The organism is Streptomyces naganishii JCM 4654, from assembly GCF_014650575.1.
Taxonomy (GTDB): Bacteria; Actinomycetota; Actinomycetes; order Streptomycetales; family Streptomycetaceae; genus Streptomyces; species Streptomyces naganishii.
This window is the reverse complement of the sequence record NZ_BMVF01000010.1, coordinates 172232-192589: the sequence shown is the minus strand read 5'-3', so window position 1 is coordinate 192589 and position 20358 is coordinate 172232. Positions and strand designations below refer to the sequence as shown.

At 72.3% G+C, this 20358-nt stretch carries 21 protein-coding genes and 1 pseudogene; 9 read left to right on the top strand and 13 right to left on the bottom strand.

Annotation, left to right across the window (positions count from 1 at the left end; genetic code table 11):
* Window positions 1-74 precede the first annotated feature (74 nt).
* Genes IE217_RS20145 through IE217_RS20135 form a run of 3 tightly spaced genes read right to left on the bottom strand, consistent with a single transcriptional unit; the run spans window position 75 to window position 1613 of the window.
* The gene (locus IE217_RS20145; RefSeq protein ID WP_190179290.1) at window positions 75-686 is read right to left on the bottom strand and encodes a GNAT family N-acetyltransferase; all 612 of its coding nucleotides are present in this window, start codon (window positions 684-686) and stop codon (window positions 75-77) included.
* A 4-nt stretch (window positions 687-690) separates the two neighbouring features.
* On the bottom strand, window positions 691-1173 hold the full coding sequence (locus tag IE217_RS20140) for a Zn-ribbon domain-containing OB-fold protein (protein ID WP_229865428.1): 483 nt from the start codon (window positions 1171-1173) through the stop codon (window positions 691-693).
* Window positions 1161-1613 carry a DoxX family protein gene (locus tag IE217_RS20135; protein ID WP_190179288.1) on the bottom strand — a complete coding sequence of 151 codons (453 nt, stop codon included), beginning with the start codon at window positions 1611-1613 and terminating at the stop codon, window positions 1161-1163. The genes IE217_RS20140 and IE217_RS20135 overlap by 13 nt, the downstream gene beginning before the upstream one ends.
* A 201-nt stretch (window positions 1614-1814) precedes the next feature.
* Between IE217_RS20135 and IE217_RS20130 the strand changes: the two genes are divergently transcribed.
* The 4 genes from IE217_RS20130 (at window position 1815) to IE217_RS20115 (ending at window position 6979) form a co-directional block, all read left to right on the top strand.
* The gene (locus tag IE217_RS20130) at window positions 1815-3038 is read left to right on the top strand and encodes a flavin-containing monooxygenase (RefSeq protein WP_190179287.1); all 1224 of its coding nucleotides are present in this window, start codon (window positions 1815-1817) and stop codon (window positions 3036-3038) included.
* Between the two features lie 138 nt (window positions 3039-3176).
* Window positions 3177-5489, top strand: a complete 2313-nt coding sequence (locus tag IE217_RS20125; RefSeq protein WP_190179286.1) for an acetate--CoA ligase family protein — start codon at window positions 3177-3179, stop codon at window positions 5487-5489.
* A complete protein-coding gene (locus IE217_RS20120; protein WP_229865427.1) occupies window positions 5486-6310 on the top strand; it encodes an enoyl-CoA hydratase/isomerase family protein in 825 nt (274 codons plus the stop codon). Before IE217_RS20125 ends, IE217_RS20120 begins: the two co-directional genes overlap by 4 nt.
* Window positions 6311-6373: 63 nt before the next feature.
* Entirely contained in the window at window positions 6374-6979 is a 606-nt protein-coding gene (locus tag IE217_RS20115) for a flavin reductase family protein (protein WP_229865425.1), read from the top strand.
* Window positions 6980-7036: 57 nt separating this feature from the next.
* Here IE217_RS20115 and IE217_RS20110 read toward each other — a convergent pair whose 3' ends face one another.
* On the bottom strand, window positions 7037-7510 hold the full coding sequence (locus IE217_RS20110; RefSeq protein ID WP_190179285.1) for an SAM-dependent methyltransferase: 474 nt from the start codon (window positions 7508-7510) through the stop codon (window positions 7037-7039).
* 382 nt (window positions 7511-7892) lie between these two features.
* A pseudogene (locus tag IE217_RS20105) lies at window positions 7893-8318 on the bottom strand (MFS transporter); the annotation flags it as partial.
* Window positions 8319-8365: 47 nt separating this feature from the next.
* Here IE217_RS20105 and IE217_RS20100 point away from each other — a divergent pair.
* From IE217_RS20100 to IE217_RS35265, 3 genes are all read left to right on the top strand, one after another.
* On the top strand, window positions 8366-9775 hold the full coding sequence (locus IE217_RS20100; RefSeq protein WP_190179284.1) for a recombinase family protein: 1410 nt from the start codon (window positions 8366-8368) through the stop codon (window positions 9773-9775).
* A 593-nt stretch (window positions 9776-10368) separates the two neighbouring features.
* A complete protein-coding gene (locus IE217_RS34765) occupies window positions 10369-10617 on the top strand; it encodes a recombinase family protein (RefSeq protein WP_229865424.1) in 249 nt (82 codons plus the stop codon).
* Window positions 10583-10735, top strand: a complete 153-nt coding sequence (locus IE217_RS35265) for a helix-turn-helix domain-containing protein (protein ID WP_308432745.1) — start codon at window positions 10583-10585, stop codon at window positions 10733-10735. Before IE217_RS34765 ends, IE217_RS35265 begins: the two co-directional genes overlap by 35 nt.
* Before the next feature lie 21 nt (window positions 10736-10756).
* On the opposite strand, the gene IE217_RS20090 is transcribed toward IE217_RS35265, so the two are convergent.
* Together IE217_RS20090 and IE217_RS20085 are read right to left on the bottom strand one after the other, a co-directional pair.
* The gene (locus tag IE217_RS20090) at window positions 10757-11386 is read right to left on the bottom strand and encodes a class I SAM-dependent methyltransferase (protein WP_190179283.1); all 630 of its coding nucleotides are present in this window, start codon (window positions 11384-11386) and stop codon (window positions 10757-10759) included.
* Between the two features lie 75 nt (window positions 11387-11461).
* On the bottom strand, window positions 11462-11962 hold the full coding sequence (locus tag IE217_RS20085; RefSeq protein ID WP_229865422.1) for a glycine-rich domain-containing protein: 501 nt from the start codon (window positions 11960-11962) through the stop codon (window positions 11462-11464).
* 320 nt (window positions 11963-12282) lie between these two features.
* Between IE217_RS20085 and IE217_RS20080 the strand changes: the two genes are divergently transcribed.
* Entirely contained in the window at window positions 12283-13056 is a 774-nt protein-coding gene (locus tag IE217_RS20080) for a helix-turn-helix domain-containing protein (protein ID WP_190179282.1), read from the top strand.
* 241 nt (window positions 13057-13297) lie between these two features.
* Here IE217_RS20080 and IE217_RS20075 read toward each other — a convergent pair whose 3' ends face one another.
* From IE217_RS20075 to IE217_RS20060, 4 genes are all read right to left on the bottom strand, one after another.
* The gene (locus tag IE217_RS20075) at window positions 13298-13798 is read right to left on the bottom strand and encodes a GNAT family N-acetyltransferase (RefSeq protein ID WP_190179281.1); all 501 of its coding nucleotides are present in this window, start codon (window positions 13796-13798) and stop codon (window positions 13298-13300) included.
* A 75-nt stretch (window positions 13799-13873) separates the two neighbouring features.
* Window positions 13874-14923: a Zn-dependent alcohol dehydrogenase gene (locus tag IE217_RS20070; protein ID WP_190179280.1), complete on the bottom strand. Its 1050-nt coding sequence runs from the start codon at window positions 14921-14923 to the stop codon at window positions 13874-13876.
* A gap of 12 nt (window positions 14924-14935) precedes the next feature.
* Complete coding sequence (locus IE217_RS20065; RefSeq protein WP_190179279.1) at window positions 14936-16099, bottom strand: acyl-CoA dehydrogenase family protein; 1164 nt, start codon at window positions 16097-16099, stop codon at window positions 14936-14938.
* A 46-nt stretch (window positions 16100-16145) separates the two neighbouring features.
* A complete protein-coding gene (locus IE217_RS20060; RefSeq protein ID WP_190179278.1) occupies window positions 16146-17060 on the bottom strand; it encodes an SDR family NAD(P)-dependent oxidoreductase in 915 nt (304 codons plus the stop codon).
* A gap of 86 nt (window positions 17061-17146) precedes the next feature.
* On the opposite strand from IE217_RS20060, the gene IE217_RS20055 reads away from it, so the two are divergent.
* The gene (locus IE217_RS20055; protein WP_190179277.1) at window positions 17147-18073 is read left to right on the top strand and encodes a cyclase family protein; all 927 of its coding nucleotides are present in this window, start codon (window positions 17147-17149) and stop codon (window positions 18071-18073) included.
* A gap of 416 nt (window positions 18074-18489) precedes the next feature.
* On the opposite strand, the gene IE217_RS20050 is transcribed toward IE217_RS20055, so the two are convergent.
* Window positions 18490-18975, bottom strand: a complete 486-nt coding sequence (locus IE217_RS20050; RefSeq protein WP_190179276.1) for an ATP-binding protein — start codon at window positions 18973-18975, stop codon at window positions 18490-18492.
* Between the two features lie 494 nt (window positions 18976-19469).
* Window positions 19470-20354, bottom strand: a complete 885-nt coding sequence (locus IE217_RS20045; RefSeq protein WP_190179275.1) for an acyl-CoA dehydrogenase family protein — start codon at window positions 20352-20354, stop codon at window positions 19470-19472.
* Between the last annotated feature and the right edge of the window lie 4 nt (window positions 20355-20358).

The window sequence follows — 20358 nt, the reverse complement described above, 5'->3', positions numbered from 1 at the left end:
GCCGGGTGGAGGCAGCCGTGGCCACGGTCGCGGATCCGTCGTGGTCGCGGTCGCGGCTTCGGGTGCGGCCTCGGTCACCGCTTCGGGTGCGGCTTCGGGGCCGGGTCCGTGGCGAGGCGGGCGTGCAGGTGGGCGTCGCGCCAGGCGTCTTTGCGGCCCGCCTGGAAGACCGCGCCGCGCATGGTCCCCTCGTAGCGGAAGCCGCACCGCTCGGCGACCCGGCAGGACACCTCGTGGCCGACCGCGTGGTCCAACTCCATGCGGTGCAGGCCGAGTTCGCCGAAGCCCCAGTCGGCCACCAGACCGAGGGCCCGGGTGGCCACGCCGTGGCCGCGCGCCTCGGGCAGCACCCAGTAGCCGACTCGCGCGGTGGCCATGAAGGGGCGGATGTCGTTGATCCCGATGTGGCCGAGGGGCGTACCGCTGCCCGCGTCCTCGATCACGAAGGACGCGGCGGAGCCCTCCAGCGCGCGTGCGGTGCGCACCCGCAGCGAGTCCTCGGCGGCGGCCCGGTCGGTGACCGGGGTGATCGGGGTGTTCCAGCGGCGGAACTCCGGGTCGGTGTTGCCGCGCAGCCACGCCTCGACGTCCGCGCCGGAGTCCGGGTCCCAGGGGCGCAGCAGCAGCCCGTTCCCGGTCACGCGCGCGGTGGACAGGATCTTGAGGTCGCGGAGGTTGGCGGTCATCGATTCATTGAACAACGCCCCGCGCCCGTCCGCCGCCGGAAACCGGACGGAACACCGGCACCATGTACTCCCCCCTCTCCCCGTGTTCCCGCCGCTCCCCCACCGCCCTGAACGCCACCTCCAGGTCCATCCCGGCCCACAGGCCCCCGCCTCCGTCCCCGGCGCCCACCACCTCCGTCATCATCCGCGGCCCCTCGGGCAGTTCGACCACGGCGGCGACGTAGGGCGTACGGGCCGAGAAGGGCGGCAGGTCGTTGCGGTGGACGACGGACCACGTGTAGAGGGCCGCCCGGCCGCTCGCGGGCTCCCAGGTCACGTCCTCGCTCCAGCAGTACGGGCAGAACTCGCGCGGCGGATGGTGCGCGAGCCCGCACGCCCCGCAGCGCCGCACCAGCAGCCGCCCCTTCGCCGTCGCGTCCCAGTAGGCGCGGGTGAACGCGTCGGGCTCGGGCAGGTCGAAGCGGTCGGCGCCGGTCACCCGAACCACCCCGCCGCGGCGTCCACCGACCAGGTCTGCCAGCACATGCCGAACAGCCCCACCACCGAGATCAGGGCCATCATCGAGTTCTGCCCCTGCTCGGCCCAGTCGTGGATCATGAGCGTGAAGTAGAGGAGGTTGAGGACGAGACCTCCGACCAGCGCGACCGGGGTCAGGAACCCGGTCACCAGACCGGCGCCGACCGCGAGTTCGGCGTACACGACGACGTACGCCATCGCCTTCGGCCGGGGCGCGACGACCGCCTCGAAGCCGGACCGCACGGCCGGCCAGCGGTGCTTCGCGGCCACGTCCGCCGCCCAGGCGATGCCGGTGCCGCGCTCGAACCAGCCCTTCCTGTCCTTGTGCCGCCAGCTCTCCAGCCACCACAGCCCGAGTCCGACGCGCAGCACGGCCAGCCACTGCGGACCGGTGAGCCAGATCGTGTCCATGGGATCTCCCGCCGACGCCGACGAACGGCATCTGACGGTACGTCAGCTCAATCCCGTCCGCCAGACCGCCCGCCAGACCGTCCGCCAGACCGCCGCTCCTCCCCACTCATCTCCCTTTCACCACTCACCCGTGATCAATCCGCAACCAATTCCGGTCTTGACCGAGACCCATCAACGGGGTGCCGGATTACGCTCGCGCTCATGACCGACTCGTCCGACTCCTCCACACCCTTCACCGCACCGCACGCCGACCGCCCCGTCTACGTCATCGGCGGTGGCCCCGGCGGTCTCGCCGTCGCGTACGCGCTGCGCACGCGGGGCATACGCGCCGTCGTGCTGGAGCGGTCCGACCGGGTCGGCGCCTCCTGGCGCGGCCACTACGACCGGTTGCGCCTGCACACCACCCGGCGCCTGTCGGCCCTGCCCGGGCTGCCGGTACCCCGCCGGTTCGGCCGGTGGGTGGCACGCGACGACGTGGTCCGCTACCTGGAGAAGTACGCCGAGCACCACGAGCTGGAGATCGTCACCGGGGTCGAGGTGTCCCGCGTCGAGCGCACCGCCGACGGCACCGGCTGGCTGCTGCGCGCCAGCGGCGGGCGGGAGCTGACCGGCGGCGCGGTGGTCGTCGCCACCGGCCACAACCACACGCCCCGTGTGCCCGACTGGCCGGGCCGCGACACGTACTCCGGCGAGTTCCTGCACGCGTCCGCGTACCGCGACCCCGGCCCCTACGCCGGCCGGGACGTCCTGGTCGTCGGAGTCGGCAACACCGGCGCCGAGATCGCCGTCGACCTGGTGGAGGGCGGGGCCGCGCGGGTGCGGCTGGCCGTGCGCACCCCGCCGCACATCGTGCGCCGCTCGACGGCCGGGTGGGCCGCGCAGTACACGGGTGTGCTGTGCCGCAGGCTCCCGGTCGCCCTGGTCGACCGGCTGGCCCGGCCACTGGCGAAGCTGAGCGTGCCGGACCTGTCGGCGCACGGCCTGCCCCGGCCCGAGACGGGCCTGTACTCACGGGTCAACGAGGGTTCGATCCCGGTGCAGGACGTCGGCCTGATCGACGCGGTGCGTCGGGGTCGGGTGGAGGTCGTGGCGGCGGTGGACGGTTTCGAGGACGGCAAGGTCGTCCTCGCCGACGGCAGCCGTATCGAGCCGGACGCCGTCATCGCGGCCACCGGCTACGTGCGCGCCCTGGAGGGCCTGGTGGGCCACCTCGGCGTACTGGACTCGCGCGGCAGACCCGCGGTGCACGGCGCGCACACCCCGCCCGGCGCGCCCGGCCTGTACTTCACCGGCTTCACGAACCCGATCAGCGGCATGCTCCGCGAACTGGCCATCGACGCGGAGAAGATCGCCAAGGCGATCGCCAAGAGCGCGGGCGGGGAAGGGGATGGGGACGGGCGGGGGATCTCCCGGCTTCCCGGGTGACCCGGGGCATCTCCCCCGGTTCTTTGCCTGCACGACCATTTCCTGACGCTGTGTCAGTTCAGTAATCTGACATGGCGTCAGTTGTGTGTGTCGCTGTCGCGCTGCCACGTAGCCGTCAGGACAGGAGCGGGCGGAACGATGCTTGGATCAACCCACGGCACCCTGACCACCGACTCCCGCCGGGCCCGCGTCCTCGCGTGCGAGCAGCCGCGGTCCGGGCCGGTCACCGTCCACGGCCGGGCGGTGGACGCCCCCGGCAATCCCGGCGCACCCGGCGCGTCCGGCGCACCCGGCGCGTCCGGCGCACCCGGCGCGTCCGGCAACACGGTCGCCGCCGAACTCGACGTCAGCGGCCGCCCGCTGCACGCCGACGTGCCCGACCTGGACCGCTTCTTCCGTCCCGAGTCCGTCGCCGTGATCGGCGCCTCGGACGCCGAGGGGCGGCCCAACACCGGCATCACCCGGCAACTGCTCGCCTGGGCCGAGCGCGTGGGGGCACGGCTGCACCCGGTGCATCCGAGCCGCGGGGCCGTGTTCGGCGTCCCGTGCGTGCCGTCCGTCGCCGCCCTGCCCGAGCAGGTCGACCTGGCCGTGCTGCTGGTCGCCGACCCGCTGCCCGTGATCGCGGAACTCGGCGAGGCCAAGGCGAGGTTCGCGGTCGCCTTCGCCTCCGGGTTCGCGGAGACCGGCGAGGCCGGGGCGCTCGCGCAGGACCGGCTCGCGGCGGCCGTACGGGAGTCCGGGATGCGGCTGCTCGGGCCGAACACCAACCTCAACGCCTTCGAGGAGTTCCGCACCGACCTCGACGGCCCGGCCATCGCCCTGATCACCCAGTCGGGACACCAGGGGCGGCCCGTCTTCGCGCTCCAGGAGCTCGGCATCCGGCTCTCCCACTGGGCCCCCACCGGCAACGAGGCCGACCTGGAGACCGCCGACTTCATCTCCTACTTCGCCGAGCGTCCCGAGGTCGGCGCCATCGCCGCGTACGTCGAGGGCCTCAAGGACGGCCGCGCCTTCCTGCTCGCGGCCGACCGGGCCGCCCGGCGCGGGGTGCCCGTGGTCGCGGTCAAGGTCGGCCGCACCGAGGCCGGCGCCCGCACCGCCGCCTCGCACACCGGCAAGCTGACCGGCGCGGACGACGTCGTGGACGCGGCGATGCGGCAGTACGGCGTGATCCGCGTCGACGGCCTGGACGAACTCCAGGACACCGCCGCCCTGCTCGCGCGGGCCCGCCCCCCGCTCGCCGACGGTGTGGCCGTCTACTCCATCTCGGGCGGCACCGGCGCCCACGTGGCGGACCTGGCGTCCGCGGCCGGGCTGCGGCTGCCGCCCCTGTCCGACGCCCGGCAGGCCGAACTGCACCAATGGATACCGGAGTTCCTGAACGTCGCCAACCCCGTCGACAGCGGCGGCCACCCGGTCGGCGACAGCCGCGGCCGGAAGATCATCGACGCGATCCTCGCCGACCCCGGGATCGGGGTGCTGATCTGCCCGGTCACCGGCCCCTTCCCGCCGCTGAGCGACCGGCTCGTCCGCGACCTCGTGGACGCGGCCGAGCGGACCGACAAGCTGGTGTGCGTGGTGTGGGGCTCGCCGGTCGGCACCGAGGCGGCGTACCGCGAGGTGCTGCTCGGCTCCTCCCGCGTGGCCACCTTCCGCACGGTGGGCAACTGCCTCACCGCCGTACGCGCCTGGCTCGGCCACCACCGTTTCGTACGCGAGTACCGCTCCCCCTTCGACGAGGCGCCCCGCACCACCTCGCCGTCCTTCCGCAAGGCGTCGGCGCTGATGCGGCCCGGCGAGCAGCTCAGCGAGCACGCGGCCAAGCAGCTGCTGCGCGCCTACGGCATCCGGGTGCCGCGCGAGCAGCTGGTGACCAGCGCGGCGGCGGCTGTGCGCGCGGCCGGGCAGGTGGGCTACCCGGTGGTGATGAAGGCCTCCGGCGCGCGGCTCGCGCACAAGACCGAGCTGGGCCTGGTGCGGATCGGGCTGACCTCGGCCAGCCAGGTACGGGACGCCTACCGGGAGCTGACCGACACCGCCCGTTACGAGGGCGTGGAGCTGGACGGCGTACTGGTGTGCCAGATGGTCGAGCGGGGCGTGGAGATGGTCGTCGGCGTCACGCACGACGAGCTGTTCGGGCCGACGGTGACCGTGGGGCTCGGGGGCGTACTCGTCGAGGTGCTGCGGGACGCGGCGGTGCGGGTGCCGCCCTTCGGCGAGGAACAGGCGCGCGCGATGCTCGCGGAACTGCGGGGGCGGGCCCTGCTGGACGGGGTGCGGGGGCGGCCGCCGGCCGATGTGGAGGCGCTGGTCGAGGTCGTGCTGCGGGTGCAGCGGATGGCGCTGGAGCTCGGCGGCGACCTCGCCGAGCTGGACATCAACCCGCTGGTGGTCCTGCCCAGGGGCCAGGGCGCGGTGGCGCTGGACGCGCTGGCGGTGTGCCGGTGACGCGGGAGACGGGGGCCGTGGGCGTACGGCGGGAGGTCCGCGGGCAGGTCCTGCACCTGACCCTCGACCGCCCCGAGGCCCTGAACGCGCTCGCCCCCGCCGACCGGGACCGTCTGATCGCCCACCTCGACGGCGCCTGCGCCGACCCGGACGTACGGGCGGTCGTCCTGACGGGGACGGGCCGCGGCTTCTGCGCGGGAGCGGACCTGCGCGCCGGCGCCGGGGGCGGGGACCGGGTGGCCGTGGACGTGGCCCGGGCGGCCGGGGACGTGGCCCGGATGCTGCGCCTGGGCGCCCAGCGGCTCATCGCCGCCGTACTGGACTGCGAGAAGCCGGTGATCGCGGCGGTGAACGGCGTGGCGGCCGGGCTCGGCGCCCATCTCGCGTTCGCCTGCGATCTGGTCCTGGCGGGGGAGTCCGCGCGGTTCGTGGAGGTGTTCGCGCGGCGCGGGCTCGTACCGGACGGGGGCGGCGCGTACCTGCTGCCCCGGCTCGTGGGCCAGCGGCGCGCGAAGGAGCTGATGTTCTTCGCGGACGCGCTGCCCGCGGCGGACGCCGAACGGCTGGGCCTGGTCAACCGGGTGGTCCCGGACGGGGAGCTGGCGGCGACGGCGGGGGCGTGGGCGGCACGCCTGGCCGCCGGGCCGACGCGCGCGCTGGCGCTCACCAAGCAGCTGGTGAACGCCTCCCTCGACGGCGACCGCGCCGCCGCCTTCGCCGCCGAGGCCGCCGCGCAGGAGGTCAACATGACGACGGCGGACGCCCGGGAGGGCGTGGCGGCCTTCGTGGAGCGCAGGGAGCCGAAGTTCACCGGCCGGTGAGGTCCGCCGGGCCGGTCCTGGGGCTTACTATCTGACGCTGCGTCAGCTTCAATGGTGGACGTGATGGGACAAGCAGGAATGGCCGAGGCCGCCGTCCGCTATCTCAGGCTGAGGACGGGCGCGGGCGCCGAGCGGCCCGTGGACCCGCTGCCCCGCCCGGAGCTGCGCTGCGTGCGCGAGGACGAGCGGGCGCCGGTCGACCAGGGCGAGTTCCGGCGCGTGCTCGGGCAGTTCGCGACCGGCGTGACCGTGGTGACGGCCCCGGCGGCCCCCGGCGAGCCCTCCCCCGCCGGCTTCGCCTGCCAGTCCTTCGCATCCCTCTCCCTGGACCCGCCCCTGGTCGCCTTCATGGTCGGCCGTACGTCGTCGACGTGGCCGCGCATCGCCCGCGCCGGCGTCTTCTGCGTCAACGTCCTCGGCGCCGGGCAGGACGCCCTGTGCCGCGCCTTCGCGGTGAGCGGCGCGGACAAGTTCGCGGGCGTCGCGCACGACGCGTCCCCGGTCTCCGGCTCCCCCCGCCTGTCGGGCGCACTGGCGTGGATCGACTGCGCGATCCACGCCGTCCACACCGGCGGCGACCACCTGATCGTGGTGGGCAGGGTGAACGCCCTGGGCACAGACGCCGACACCGAACCGCCTCTGCTGTTCCACCGGGGCCGCTTCGTCTGATCGCAGGCGGGCTCTTGATCGACGGGAGCACGAGTACGGAACCGCGCTCCTGCCGGGTCAGCCCTTCTTCTCGGCCCAGTACTCCTTGAGCATCTCGCCGGGCCACTCGGGCTCGCGGATCTCGCCACGCGGACCCATCTCCGCGAAGTACGGCGCCAGGTCGTAGACCGGGGTTCCGTCGACCGCGTCCAAGTCGGTCACGTGCAGATCCAGGCCGTCGACCTCGAGCAAACGCGGGAAGCTGGTGGCGAGTTGGTTCGGCCGCCGGTGGTTGCGGTGCGCGAAGGTGCCGGAGGGCTTCCAGCGGGGGTCGTTCCGCGGACTGCGCGCGTGCAGGGCGACGTCAGCCGGCGTCGCCCTGCTGAAGTGCCAGGTGACGACCAGGTGGGAGAAGTCCGCGAGGCCCTTCACCACGTCGAGCGGAAACCTCTGATCCAGGCGGATGACGGATTCGACGCCGCCCCAGTGATCGTCGGCCACTTCCTCGCGCCCACCGACCACGATGCCGATGGGCTCGATCTCCAGCACCATTGAGTCCCCCTTCGTCCTTCGACGTGTCGCGATCAATCTACGGCGCACAAATAGGCGGTGGCCCTTGACGCCAACTCGACGGCGACCGGGATGCCCCGCCGACGGTACGGCGACAGGAGCTGACGCATCTCGACGACCCGCTGCCGGGCGCGTCCGGAGCAAATGCCTTCGTCCATCGCATCGAGTGCGCTGGACCAGGTGGCACATGCCTCTTCCACGCTGCCGGCCGACAACTGCGAACCGCCACCAGGTCGATCAGGCCCTTGCGGTGGCCGACGATCACGCCGGGCGACGACCGCTGTTCCTGTTCGTCAACGTCAGCGCCACTCATGTTCCCCACGGTCACTACCTGGGTCGAGCGACGACACGACCGCATCCCAGGCGGCAGCCCTGTCGTATACCGAAGCGCATCCGGGCCGACTGCTGGACGGGCCCGGACGGTCCAGGACAGCACCGGCAGGAAGATCAGCTGCCCGGAGGCGAAGGCGGAGGTGAGGATGCCGCTGACCACCCCGCGCCGCTGCGTGAACCAGCGGTTGGTGACGGTGGCCGCGAAGGCCAGCGCCATGGAGCCGGAGCCGAGGCCGACCAGCAGGCCCCAGCACAGCCACAGCTGCCAGGGCGCGGTCATCCACACGGTCAGGCCCGCGCCGACGGCGATCACGGTCAGCGCGGCGGCGACGACCCGGCGGATGCCGAAGCGGTCCATCAGCGCGGCGGCGAAGGGCGCGGTGAGCCCGTACAGGGCGAGGTTGAGCGAGACCGCCGCGCCGATTGTGCCGCGCGACCAGCCGAACTCGTGGTAAAGTATTGGGGCACAAAGGCGGTGAGCAGGAACAAGGGGGGGCACGACAGGTGGGCGTCACCATCTACGTACGACTCAGCCTCGATCAGCACGGCGACGAGTTGGGCGTTCAGCGGCAGGAGGCCGAGTGCCGGGCCTACGCCGAAGCCCGTGGCTGGGCCGTACGCGAGGTGATCCCGGACAACGACATCAGCGCCACCTCGGGCAAGGTCCGCCCGGGGTTCGAGCGACTGTTGGCCTCCAAGCCGGACGCGATTCTCTGCTGGCACACTGATCGACTCGTACGCAAGACGGAAGACCTGTTGCGAGTGATCGCACTCGGGGTCAACGTCCACGCCATCCACGCCGGACACCTGGACCTCTCGACTCCGGCTGGTCGAGCTACGGCCAAGACGGTCACTGCGTGGGCGGAGTACGAGGGTGAGCAGAAGGCACTACGGCAGAAGGCATCGAACCTTCAGGCGGCCAAGAACGGCACGCCGCACAAGACAGGCTTGCGGCCGTTCGGATACGCCGACGACTACGTGACCATGGTCGAAGCTGAGGCGGAAGCGATCCGCAAGGGTGCCGAGATGGTTCTTCAGGGCGAGACCCTGGCGGCTGTCGCTCGCTTCTGGACCGACCTCGGTCTGCTCGCTCCCCGCTCGTCGTCCGGCACGGCGAAGGGCGACGCGAAGGGGTGGGGCGTAGGCGGAGTGAAGAAGGTGCTCATCTCCCCTCGGTACATCGCTCAGGCCACCTACCACGGCGAAGTGGTGGGCGAGGGACAGTGGCCCGCGATCCTGGACGAGGCGACTCACTACGCCCTCGTGTCGGCACTGACAAACCCCAAGCGCTTCACGGGTGGTGCACGTACCGGCTCAGCCCCTCAGACCCTGCTCGCCGGACTGGCTACGTGTGAGCGCTGCGGGGAGACCGTGCGAGGCGGCATGTACCGAGGGACTCCGGTCTACCGCTGCGGACAGAAGCACGTACGCGTACCCCGTGAGCTGGCCGACAAGCGAGCCGGTAACGCCGTCCTCGCGCGAATCGTCTTCCCCGGCTTCCTGCCCTGGGTTCTCTCCGCTCGGCAGGAGGAGGGAGACGACTCGGCCCACCTCCACCAGGAGGCGCAGACCCTGCGGGAACGGCTCGACGGGTTGGCTGTGTCCTACGCCTCCGGAGCCATCACCCTGTCGCAGATGACGGCCGGTACCGAGGCGATCCGGGCCAGGCTCGACGAAATCGACGAGAAGCTGTCCGGTGTCACTGGCCTGCCCCCGATCGACCCCGTCTCGGGCATTACTGACCTGATTCAGGACTGGCCGATCACTCCGCTCCCCGTCCGCCGGGCGTGGGTCAAGTTCGTCACCACGATCACGATGCACCCCAACGGCTTCAAGAAGGCGGCGAAGATGACCGCGGACGACTACATGACCGTGGAGTGGAACCACACCTCCGACGACGAACCCGACGCGTAACCGGACCCGCTCGACATGGAGACACATGTCCCGCCGTCCGGTGGGGGTCGCTGGCGCACCCGTGTGCGCCTCACAGGAAGGAGCCTCGAACCAGTGGTCATCAGCTTCGGTCATGACCGCCCGTGGGGCAGGGTCTTCCAACGCGAGTTCCAGCGCAAGGCACAGGAGCCCTGGCACCCGCTCGCCCACCGCGTTCTCTTCGCCGCCCTTGGATGGGCCGACCGGCAGGGACACGCAGCGTTCGACCCTGGGAAGCTGGCTGTCCTGCTCGGCAAGCACGGCAGGCCTCTGTCCGACCAGAGCACGAACAACGCGATCAGTCGCGCCAAGAAGTGGGATCTCGTATCGCCCCGGTCCGGGGCGGCTTGCCTTGTCCTGCCCCCTCACCTCTTCCAGAAGGGGAAGGGTGCGCCCGTACCGTGCCGACTCCATCAGGGCCGGTGAGCACATACCGCAGGTGCGGCCAGCACACACCGGACGTGTAGTGACATGGACGATGACCTGCGGAAAGGTTCGCTCCCTCACTTCTCTGTCTGCCCTCCCGGATGTGGAAGCCGGACCGGTTCGCCCGGTCCCTCATCGACCTTGTGACCATGGTCGACACCCTTCGAGGGCGAGGCATCGGGTTCCAGGTGCTCACGGGTGCACTGGCCGACATCGACCCCGGTACGGCGGATGGTCGTTCCATGCTTCAGGTGGTCGGAGCCATGGGGGAGTCTGAGCGCAGCCTCATCAAGGAGCGGGCCCGCGCCGGACTCGACGCAGCCAAGGCGCAGGGGCGTACGGGCGGACGCCCGACCGTGGTCGATGAGGATGTGCTCACCGTGGCCCGTGGTCGATGAGGATGTGCTCACCGTGGCCCGTGCCCAGAAGGCGATGGGCGACAGCGTGAGCGCCATTGCCAAGGCTCTCGGGATCTCCCGTGCCACCCTCTACCGCCACCTTGACGAGAGCGCCTGAGACAGGCCCACAGCCGCGCGATCACGCCCCCAGAGCCCGGACAAGCATCGTGCCCACAGCCCGACCCTTTGGCGGATCGATCAGCGACACGCGCACGTCAGAGAAGCCGTGCCCCGTCAGGATGCGCCCCCACTCATCCGGGGTGCGGTCGTGCCGCAGTCCGGCTTTGACAGGCTTGGGCCCCTGACTGCCTGGAGGCAAATGCGAGAAGGCCAGGATGCCGCCCGCCGTCATGCGCGAGCGGATCAGCGGGAGCAACGTGTCCGGATCGACGAACCACACGGCACCAAAGATCGAGAGCACGACATCGAATCTCTCGTCCGTCTCGTTCAGGAACGCAGTCGCCTCCGCCGTACAGAACTCAAGGCCCGGCAGATGGCCCCAGCGCTCCCGCGCGACCGTCTCGCGGGCGGGGGCGATGTCCACCCCTTGGCCTGTCGCGCCAAGCGCCACGAGGTGCGCGAGGTTACTACCGCTCCCCGAGCCGAGTTCCAGCACCCGGCGTCCGGCCACGGGACCCAGAACGCTCTCGTCCGGCCCGTGATCGGGGTACTGGGTCCAGTTCAGCCAGGTCGCATCGCCTCTGGCGTTCACGGTCCTGCGTGGCTTGCTCCCGGCTGCGTACCTGTCCCAGGACTCAGCCAATGACATGCGGTGATCCTTTCCGGCAAGAGGGGCCCACCCCCAACGTACGAAGGTAGGCCCCAACTCATTTGCCGCCCGCAACTACTTGGGCGAGTCGTGGCACCCGGCGTGGCACTGGTTGCAGTCGGCCGCGTCCTCCATGCCCCACAGGTCGGGGTCGATCTCGAACCCGGCCGCCTTGATGGCCTTGATCGTCTGTTCCAGGACGAGCGGGCCGCCGGCCTTGGGGTCGTGGCCGTCCAGCGTCGCCTTGTCGTCGCTGACGCACTGGACACCAGCCGCCGCCCCCGGGAGTTCCGGCACGTGGTGGATGTACCGGCCGAAGTGCCGGCTGGTGAAGTGGTGGTACGGGACCGAGTCGAGCATGAATGAGTGCCATGCCTCGTCCACGGGCTTGGACGGACCCATGAGAAGGTCCGCGTTCTCGCCGCAGGTGACCAGGTAGGCGATGGCCTGTCCGAACTTGGCCTCTGCCAGTTCACGCGTGTTCTCCGGGTTGCGGAGGAGGAGGGCTACCTCCCGCTCCCACACGTCCGGAGTGACGTACGCCTTCGGGTCGCGGATCACTACTGCCGTGCTCATGCTGGCTTGCCTCCACGTAATTGGGGGACCGTGGTGCTCCGGTCATGTCGCCCACCCCTGCACTTAGAACATTGGCACGGCGGCATCTGGCCAGTGGCGAGGGGTTCTCCGCCCTCACCCTCGTAGAGAGTTCGTGGCTTGGTCTGCGTGCCGTCGGCTCTCACCGTGTAAGCGCTGATGCGGATGGACATGACGCCATGTTCCGGACCGGTCACGACCATTGCGGCGGCGTTCAGGGCGTCCCTCGGGCGTCATGTCGCCATCACCCCGAAGGCGTCAAACCGGTGTCATTGGAAGCGTGGCGTGGCTACCCTCGGATCATGACGACTTCGGCCGAGCGTGAGCGAATTCCCAACGACGTGCTGACCTCCGTACGCAAGTCGATGAATCTCAGCCAGGACGAGTTCGCCCGGGGCTTACGTGACGCAGGCGAGGAGCTGGGGGAACCGAACGACGCCTCCAAGCGACTCGTGCAACGCTGGGAGTCCGGGGAGACCAGGACATGCCGCCCCCTGTACGCGCGGGCACTGAAGCGGTTCACCGGCCGCATGCCTGAGTCGCTGGGATTCGCGATCCCGATGGCACGCGTCCACTCGGACGGGGCAGGAGGTCACGACATGGAGGCTGGGGAAGTCGGCACGGCTGACGCTGGCGCAAGCCCGGAGCCGCAGCCGCAGAGCGAGTACGCGGGCATCTGGCTGTCCCGGTACGAGTTCTACTCGTCCAGCCGTGACGAGACGTTCGACTGCAAGCACCACGTCGTGATCGTCCAGCACGGTAACCGGCTGACAGCTCAGAGCCTGCCCGGAGCGTCGACCAACCCGGGCAGCCCGTTGTCTCTGGATCTCACGATTGACCGGAACGTCGTCACTGGTACGTGGACCGAGCAGACGGCAGCCGACGGGTACTACCAGGGCGCCCGATACCACGGTGCCATTCAGCTGCTCATCGAGCCGACAGGCCGACGCATGGCGGGCAAGTGGGTCGGGTTCGGCAAGGACTTCGATGTGAACACGGGCCCGTGGGAGCTGCGCCTACTCGACCGATCGACGGGTCGCGCGAGCATCGAGCGGTACTCGACCACACCGCAGTGAGAGATCGTGGCGCTGACCTGCGGGAGCCACCCTGTGCGAGCGCCTGACCGCCGAATCCGCCTGACGGCGGCGACGAACCACGCGCGGTGCACGTCCGCCGCCGGAGCGGCTGTTCCTCTGCGCCCAGGCGGCCCTGGGAGTGACCCCGACCGCCTACCGGCGCACCTTCCGGGCGGGCGGCTCCCCCGGCGACGAGGCGGCGCCCCGCCGGGACCGCGGACTGCGGCTGTAGGACCAGGGCCTACGGCCGCAGGGCCAGATCGCGCCGGTACCAGTCCCCCCGCTTTCCGCCGAGTTCCGCCGGATCGGCCGGGCCGGTCAGGACGAAGCCGTTCCTCACCAGCACCTTCCGGGACGCGGCGTTGTCCAGGGCGGCGGCCGCCCGCAGGGCGCGCAGCCCGTACCGCGACACCGCCAGTCCGCACAGCTCCCGGACGGTCGCGGTCGCCACACCACGTCCGGCGGCATGCTCCGCGACCCGGTATCCGAGCACCGCGACCCCGTCCTCCATGTCGACGAGATTGAACCTGCCGACCACCGAACCGGCCTCGTCGACGAGCACGTGGAAGGCGCACACCCCCGCCTCCTGCTCGGCGAGCAGGGCGCCGAACCGCTCCCCGAACCGCTCGAAGAACCCGTCCCCGCGGTCGGGGACGGAGGCGGCGAAGTACCCCCGGTTCTCCCGCTCGAACGCCAGCACCGCCGGGGCATGACCTGTCCGCAACCGCTGCAACTCGGGCATCGCCCGACTCTACCGGTCGCCGGGGCGGCCGCACCGCTCGCCGGGAGCGTGAGCACCGTGCCCCTGGAGGGGTGCCTAAAACGTGAGCACCGCCCGGGCCACCCTTCCCTGTCTCGCGGCCTCGCAGGCCTCGGGGAAGTCGTCGACCGGGCAGGTGTGGGTGACCAGTTCGTCGAGGAGGAGGTGGCCGGTGCGGTAGAGGGCGGTGTAGCGGGGGATGTCGTGCTGGGGGCGGGAGGAGCCGTAGCGGCAGCCGAGGACGGACTTGTCGAGGTAGAGGGAGGAGACCAGGAAGCTCGCCTCGGCGGTGGCCGGGGGGACGCCGAGGAGGATCGCCTGGCCGTGGCGGTCGAGGAGGTCGATCGCCTCGCGGATCAGCTCCACGCGGCCCACGCACTCGAAGGCGTGGTCCGCGCCGGTGGGCAGGACGTCCCGCACGTCCCGGGTCGAGGTGAGGAAGTGGGTCGCGCCGAAGAGGCGGGCCGTCTTCTCCTTGGCGGGGTTGGCGTCCACCGCCACGATCCGGGTGGCGCCCGCGATCCGCGCGCCCTGGAGGACGTTGAGGCCGATCCCGCCGGCGCCGATGACGAGCACGCCGTCCCCGGGCCGCACCCGGGCCCGGTTGAGCACCGCGCCCACGCCGGTCAGCACCCCGCAGCCGATCAGCGCGGCGGAGGTCAGCGGGATGCCCTCGGGGATGCGGACGGCCTGCACCGCCTTCACCACCGTGTGCTCGGCGAAGGCCGAGTTGGACGCGAACTGGTACACCGGGCGCCCGCCGCGCGTGAAGGGCCGCCCGGGCCGGCCGATCGCCTGCCGGCACATCGTCGGCCTGCCCCGGTCGCACTCGGCGCACGTACCGCAGTTGGCCAGCGTGGACAGGGCCACATGGTCCCCGGGGGCCACATGCGTCACGCCCGCGCCGACCGCCTCCACCACCCCCGCGCCCTCGTGCCCCAGCACCACCGGCACCGGGAACGGGATGGTGCCGTCCACCACCGACAGGTCGCTGTGGCACAGCCCGGCCGCCGCCACCGCCACCCCCACCTCGCCCGGCCCCGGGTCCCGTACCGTCAGGTCGTCCACGACCTCGGCCCGTGTGCCGTCGAACACCACCGCGCGCATGCCCGAGCCCCCTCAGTCCTTCGGTTCCCTCGGCAGGCCGAGCACCCGCTCGGCGATGATCGTGCGCTGGATCTGGTCCGAGCCGCCGTAGATCGTGTCGGCCCGGGAGAAGAGGAACAGGTGCTGAGCGGCGTCCAGTTCGTACGGCGCGGACGGCGACCAGTGCGCCGGTCCCGCGCTCGCCGCCGCGCCCCGCACCAGCATCGCCAGTTCGCCCAGCCGCTGGTGCCAGGACGCCCACAGCAGCTTGGCCACGCTCGGCGCGCCCGCGCCGGCCGGGCCGTCCTCGCCGCCCAGGGTGCGCAGGGCGTTCCAGCGCATCGTGCGCAGTTCGGCCCACTGGCCGATCAGCCGGTCGCGCACGACGGGGTCGTCCGCCGCTCCGCTGTCCAGGGCCGCCCGTACGACCTCCGCCAACTCCCTTGCGAAGCCGATCTGCTGGGCCAGCGTGGAGACCCCGCGCTCGAAGCCGAGCAGGCTCATCGCGACGCGCCAGCCGCCGCCCTCGCCGCCGACCAGGTGCTCCACGCGCGCGCGTGCCCCCTCGAAGCGGACCTCGTTGAAGTCCCCGGCGCCGGTCATCTGCCGGATGGGCCGCACCTCGATCCGGCCGGGCTGGTCCATCGGCACCAGCAGGAAGCCGAGCCCGTGGTGGCGCCGCGAGCCGGGCTCGGTCCGGGCCAGCACGAAGCACCAGTCGGCCTCGTGCGCCAGCGAGGTCCAGATCTTCTGCCCGGTCACGCGGTAGCACGGCTCGCCGCCGCCCGTGTCGCGCACGGCGGTGGTGCGCACGCCGGCCAGGTCGGAGCCGGCCTCCGGCTCGCTGTAGCCCTGGCACCACAGCTCCTCGCCGGCCGCGATCGGCGGCAGGAAGCGGGACTTCTGCGCGTCGGTGCCGTGGGCGAGGAGGGTCGGGGCGAGCAGGTTCTCGCCGATGTGGCCGCAGCGGGGCGGGGCCTGGGAACGGGCGTACTCCTCGGCCCAGGCGACCTGCTGGGTGAGGGTCGCGGTGCGGTTGCCGTAGCCGGACTCCGGCCAGCCCAGGCCGATCCAGCCCGCCCCGCCGAGGGCGCGCTCCCAGTCGCGGCGGCCGGTCGCCGCGCCCGCGTGCGCGGCGAGCCAGTCACGGGCCTCGACGCGGAACGCCTCGTCTTGCGGTGTGAACCCGAACTCCATGCTCGCCGCCTTGGATAGAGGGCCATGTGTGCCGACCGCGCCGCGCTCAGACCGCGTTGGGCCGGGCCTTGCTCCTCGCCGCCCGCTCCATCTCCCGCACCTGCTCCAGCAGCGGCATCGGGTCGGTGCCCACCGTGCCGGGCAGGAACTCCGCGATGCGCTCGGGCGTCCACGCGCCCTCCGCGTAGGCCGCGCGCAGCTCCCTCGGCTGGGACCAGACCGCCAGTTTGGGTCCGGCGGCCGTGTAGACCTGGCCGGTGATGCCCTGCTCCCTGGCGCGGTCGGAGAGGAGGTAGACGACGAGGGCGGCCACGTCCTCCGGCTCGCCGATCTCCTTGAGCTCCGTGGGAACGTTCGCCGACATCCGCGTACGGGCCACCGGGGCCACCGCGTTGGCGGTCACGCCGTACTTGTGCAGGCCGAGCGCCGCGCTGCGGACCAGGGAGATGATCCCGCCCTTGGCCGCGCTGTAGTTGGCCTGGGAGACGGAGCCCTGGTGGTTGCCGCTGGTGAAGCCGACGAGGGTGCCCGAGCACTGCTGCCGCATCACGGCGGCGGCCGCGCGGAACACGGTGAAGGTGCCCTTGAGGTGGGTGGCGAGGACCGGGTCCCACTCCTCCTCGGACATGTTGAACAGCATCCGCTCGCGCAGGATCCCGGCCACGCACACCGCGCCGTCCAGCCGTCCGTAGGCCGCCACGGCGGTGTCCACGACGCGCCGGCCGCCCGCCATGGCGGACACGTCGTCGGCCACGGCCACCGCCTGGCCGCCCGCCGCCTCGATCTCCTTCACCACGGCCTCGGCGACCTCACCGGCCGGTCCGGCCCCGTCGACCGCCACGCCGTAGTCGTTGACGACCACGCGCGCGCCCTCGGCCGCCGCGGCGAGCGCGACCGCCCGGCCGATGCCCCGCCCGGCGCCCGTCACGGCGATCACCTTGCCTGCCAAGAAGTTCCCCACGCCCGGCCCCTTCCCGCGGTTTCTGACGGACCGTTAGATTCTATGTCCGGCCGGACGGCCGCGGACAAGCCCCGGGGAGGACCGAGATGTCACTGCCGGACGCGTTCCACGACATCGCCAAGCGCGTGAACAACTGGGGCCGTTGGGGAGCCGACGACGAGATCGGCACGCTCAACCTGGTCACCGGTGAGGTGGTGCGGGAGGCGGCCCGGTGCGTGCGCAGCGGCCGGCGCGTGCCGCTCGCGCTGCCGCTGAAGCAGGACGGCGTGCAGACCGGGGTGATCCCGGGGCGGGTCAACCCGCTGCACGTGATGGTGCAGATCAACCAGGAGCTGTTCGGGCCGGGCACGGTCGCGTGCAGCGACGACGCGGTGACCATGGGACTCCAGGCGGGCACCCACTGGGACGCGCTGTCCCACGTCTCGCACTCGGGCCGGCTCTACAACGGCCGCCCCGCCGCGGGCGTCACCGCGCACGGCGGCGCCGCGTTCTCGGGCATCGACAAGGCGCGGCACCTGGTCTCGCGCGGGGTGCTGCTCGATGTGGCCCGCGCGCGGGGCGTCGACCGGCTCGAGGGCGGCCACGCGGTCACGCCCGAGGACCTGGACGCGGCCGAGGAGCTGGCCGGGACGCGGGTGCGGGCCGGTGACGTCGTGCTGGTGCGGACCGGGCAGATGCGGGTGTACCTCGCGGGGGACGCGCACGGGTACGCCTATCCGTCACCGGGTCTTTCGGTGCGTACACCGGAGTGGTTCCACGCCCGCGACGTCGCCGCCGTCGCCAACGACACGCTCACCTTCGAGGTGTTCCCGCCCGAGATCGACGGGCTGTGGCTCGCCGTGCACGCCCTGGACCTGGTGGAGATGGGCATGCCGCAGGGGCAGAACTGGAATCTCGAGGAGTTGTCCACAGCCTGTGGACAAGAGGGGCGCTACGCCTTCCTGCTGGCCGCGACCCCCGAGCCCTTCGTGGGTGCCACGGGCGCACCGGTCGCCCCGGTGGCCGTTCTGTGAGCCGGCCCCGCCGATGCGGCCCGCGCCGGCGCCGCGCACCGGTTGGTGGCGCGCACCGGTTGGCGGTGCGCCGTAGCCCGCCCCGAGCACGGCACCGCGCACCGCCATCCGGCCCCGGCGTACCGGCCCCTCCCCCTCGGCCCCCCAAGGGACCGGCCGACGCCGACCGCGCGATCCGCACTCGCCGAGGGCCTGCGACAGCCGGGCCCTCGCCGTCCCCTCACGGCGAATCGCTGCCCACAAGGGTGATCAAACGGACATGGCCCGTCAACAGCCGTACGGCGATTTACCCTTAATGCCCGGATCACAATGGGCGCGCACGGAAGCACGTCCGGCGCACGGACTTCCGGCCGGAGGGGAAAGGGGCGGCGACCCTGACACCCGGGCACCCCCGAAGCTCCGGGCAGCCGGCGGCCTCACACCGCCTCGTACGCCAGCCCCTCGCAGACGACGGGCGCCTGGCTGCCGCAAGCCGTGGGCGCCGAGGCCTCACCGGGCGGCACACACCGGTCCAGCTCGCACCAGATGCGCTTGCCCGCGCCGTCCGCGTTCCACCCCCAGCGGTCGGCGAGGCCGTCGACGAGGGCGAGTCCGCGGCCGCCGGTGGCGTCGTCGCCCGCGCAGCGCGGCACGGGGGCGCGGGTGCTGGCGTCGGCCACCTCCAGGCGCACGGTGGCCGCCTCGGCCGGCACCCCGGGCAGCGACAGCCGCAGCACGGCCGGACAGCCGGTGTGCACCACGGCGTTGGTGACCAGTTCGGAGACGAGCAGGATCACCGTCTCGGCCAGCGACTCGTCGGCCCCTATCCCCGAACCGGCGAGCCGCGAGCGGGCCCACCTCCTGGCCCGCCCCACCTCCGCGGGGTCGGGCCGGACCTCCAGCTGAACTTGAAGCACCTGCACCGCTCACACCATCCGAACCGGCGGACACATAGCCCCGCGCCGCGCGAGGGCCACGATCGTAGCCATTTTCTGCATGGCCAGAACAACGGCCAGAGCAAGCGTCACGGAACGTGACTCCCTTGCCAGACAGCATGGTTGACGTACCGTCACCGCTACAAGCGCTTCGGGCATATTCCCGCGCGAAGGAGTACCCGTGCGGCATACTGTGCGACGCTCGTCGCGGGGAGTCGAACAGGTGGGCAGAACGGGCCGCCCGACCCCGCGAACAGCGGCGCGCACCGCGGGATCCCGGGCCGCTCCAGGGGCGGCACCGGGGCGGCTCGTGCTCGGAACCACTCGCATTGCACAAAAGGTACCCGAGCCGGACGGCGACTCCGGGACGTGACGGGACGGTTCACCGTCGACGCGCGCCGAACACTCTCCGTCACGATGCTCGTGCCACGATCGACGACATTCCAGGCGGCCCGCCCGGGCGGCTCCAGCACACCACCGGCTCACCCGGCTCCGGCCACCAGATCCGCCGCGAGCAGCTCCTCACTCTCCGTCACTCCCCCGGCACGGTGGGAGCGCACCCACGCGCGCTTGAGGTGCAGATGCACCTCGGACTCCCAGGTGAAGCCCATGCCGCCGTGCACCTGGAGGCAGTCGCGGGAGCCGCGCCCGGCGGCCTCGTCGGCGAGCAGCCGGGCCGCCGCGATGTCGGCGGGGCCGGCGGTGACGGCGGCCGCGTAGACGGCGGCGCGGGCCGTCTCGGTCCGTACGAGCATGTCCGCGCACAGGTGCTTGACCGCCTGGAAGGCCCCGATGGGCTGTCCGAACTGCTTTCGCGCCCGGGCGTGTTGCACGGCCAGCTCGCACACCCGCGCGGCGGTGCCCAGTTGTTCGGCGGCCGTGAGGAGCACGGCGACGGGGTCCGGCGGGCCTACGGAGGCGGGCGCGGGCACCCGGTGCAGCGGCGTCAGCGGGTCCACCGACCGCAGGGGTACGGCTCCGGAGGCGTCCCCGAGGACCGTGTCGGAGGCGTCGAGCCACTCCACCAGGCCGCCGCCGTCCACGGCGGTCACGACCGTCTCCCCGGTGGCCGCTCCGGACACGGTCCCGGCGGCGAGGCAGGTGGCCGCCAGCGGGCCCGGCAGCAGGGCGCGCCCGGCCTCCTCGAAGGCCAGCACGGCCTCGGGCAGGCCCAGTCCCACCCCGCCGTCCGCCTCCGGCAGGCGCAGCGCGAAGAACCCGGCGGCCCCCAGTTCCCGCCACAGCGCCCGGTCCAGGCCGGGCCCCGCGACCGCCGCCCGCAGCGCGACCGCGCCGAAGCGCCGGGCCAGCAGCCGCCGCAGGGAGTCGCGCAGGGCGCGCTGGTCGTCCGTGGGGTGCAGGCGCATACGG